The sequence below is a fragment of the Bathymodiolus platifrons methanotrophic gill symbiont genome (genome assembly GCF_002189065.1).
In the GTDB taxonomy this organism is placed as follows: Bacteria; Pseudomonadota; Gammaproteobacteria; order Methylococcales; family Methylomonadaceae; genus Methyloprofundus.
The window spans coordinates 1-1996 of sequence record NZ_BDMN01000325.1 but is presented as its reverse complement, the minus strand read 5'-3'; the positions used below and the strand labels follow the sequence as shown (position 1 = coordinate 1996).

At 39.7% G+C, this 1996-nt stretch carries 4 protein-coding genes and 1 pseudogene; all 5 read left to right on the top strand.

The features are described 5' to 3' along the window. The coding region (tnpC, locus tag CDZ78_RS16590; protein WP_140414141.1) for an IS66 family transposase at window positions 1-637 on the top strand (637 nt) is incomplete at its 5' end. Window positions 638-807: 170 nt separating this feature from the next. Then, window positions 808-1081 (top strand): annotated as a pseudogene (locus tag CDZ78_RS16585) (CopG family ribbon-helix-helix protein). Next, entirely contained in the window at window positions 1069-1362 is a 294-nt protein-coding gene (locus CDZ78_RS16580) for a type II toxin-antitoxin system RelE/ParE family toxin (RefSeq protein WP_087870985.1), read from the top strand. The pseudogene CDZ78_RS16585 and the gene CDZ78_RS16580 overlap by 13 nt, the downstream one beginning before the upstream one ends. A 152-nt stretch (window positions 1363-1514) precedes the next feature. Further along, window positions 1515-1724: an addiction module protein gene (locus tag CDZ78_RS16575; protein WP_087870984.1), complete on the top strand. Its 210-nt coding sequence runs from the start codon at window positions 1515-1517 to the stop codon at window positions 1722-1724. After that, the gene (locus tag CDZ78_RS16570; protein WP_087870983.1) at window positions 1721-1912 is read left to right on the top strand and encodes a hypothetical protein; all 192 of its coding nucleotides are present in this window, start codon (window positions 1721-1723) and stop codon (window positions 1910-1912) included. The genes CDZ78_RS16575 and CDZ78_RS16570 overlap by 4 nt, the downstream gene beginning before the upstream one ends. Window positions 1913-1996 lie beyond the last annotated feature (84 nt).

Genomic DNA, 1996 nt, shown 5'->3' with positions numbered 1-1996 from the left:
CGGCTACCATGCATTGGCATCAGATGACTGTATCCTCGTCGGCTGTATGGCGCATGCGCGTCGTAAATTCGATGAAGCGTTGAAAGCACTCCCTAAAGAAAGCCGCAAGAATAAAATGGGCATGGCCCAAACCGCATTACGCAAGTTTGCTCGCTTGTATGCACTAGAAAAACAATTCAAAGGCCTGACAATAGAGCAACGTTATTTGTTGCGTCTGGAAAAAAGCAAACCTCTGCTGGAAGATTTAAAACAGTGGTGTGATAACAACCTTACCAAAACGGCAAAAGATAGTGCGATCGGTAAAGCCATTCGTTACACCATTAACCAATGGGATAGCCTAACCCGCTATATTGATGATGGTAATATACAAATTGATAATAATGCAGCGGAACGTCATATCAAGCCGTTTGTGATTGGCCGTAAAAACTGGTTATTTAATCAAACTCCACGCGGCGCTAATGCCAGCGCACTACTTTACAGTCTTGTGCAGACAGCGGTAGCCAATAACCTAGAGCCTTTTGATTACTTAAAGTATTTACTCACCGCACTACCCAAGCTTGGTAGGCACTATAAGCCAGAGGCATTGGATCAGTTTTTACCCTGGAACCTGACTGAAAAAATCAAGCCTTTAAAGTAAGTGGCGTAGCTTGTCTAGGTGGGAAGAAGCGACGCTTACGTAAAAGAAAATGGATTTTTCTATTCAAAATCAAGCTGGCTGACCCTTTGCCCCCCCCCACATTCAATTGTTGAAAACTATTTCATGCTATAGTACTAAAAGGTACTACCTCATAATAAAGGATATTTTCCATGGCTACATCAGTCAAACTTGATGACAATTTAAAAAAATCGCATTCAACATCTTGCAAACTTACGTCACCGTTCAGCACACTGGATTATGCGTGAAGCAATAAAAGATTATGTTGACCGTGAAGAAGCAAGAGAAAATTTCAAACAGGAAGCTTTAGATTCATGGAAGTCTTATCAAGAAACGGGACGACATTTAACGGGTAAAGAAGTCAGCAGTTGGTTGAAAGAGTGGAGGACAGATAATGAAAAAGTGATTCCTCAGTGTCACGAGTAATCATTACAGAAGGGGCAGCGCAAGGATTAGAACGCTGTAGACAATTTCTTGCTGAAAAAAACCTTCAAGCAATAAAACGTGCAGCTTTTGCAATTGAACATAAGATCATGATTTTGGAAACAGAACCTGAAATAGGCAGACCGTTTGATGAACTGCCAGAGTTGCGAGAGTTACTCATTCCATTTGGAGGTTCAGGTTATGTGGTACTTTACCGTTACGAAATAAATTCTGATACCGTATACATGCTTGCTTTTAGACACCAAAAAGAAGCCGGCTATTAACTTTCTTTGCTATATAAACTTTCCTGGATATTACCTCGCTGCTTTTCAAAAGACAAGCCTCAGAAATTCATCAAATCAAGCTGGCTGACCCCTTGATTATATTCAAGAAAAACAAAATGTGCTAAAATTCAAAATATGAGAGGTACATTAAAATGATAGCAAACTTAAATACATTGCCACTTGATGAAAAAATTCAGTTAGTTGAAGACTTATGGGATAGCATTGCAGAAGAAAAAGCTGTTCTACCTATTAGTAAAGAACAAAAGAGAGAACTCAACTCTCGATTAGAGGCTTATGCCCTTGATAACAATAAAGGAAGAGAGGCAAAGCTTGTATTTGCCGATATTAGAAGGAAGCTGTGAGTTATAAAATAACGTATCGACCAGAAGCAGAATTGGATATTGAAGAAACAGCTAAATGGTATGAAACACAAAGAGTTGATTTAGGTTTTGAGTTCATAAACGAAGTTGAGAAAAAGGGCGGAATTATTGAAGCGAATCCCTTTCAGTACGAAAAATGGTTCTGTCGCAAGGACTTATTATGCCGGTAAAGATTGGTCATAACCGACCTTTATGCAGCGAATGAATAAAACTGTCCTGCAGGAGACAAACCATCCCCTCCGAACATTTGTCCT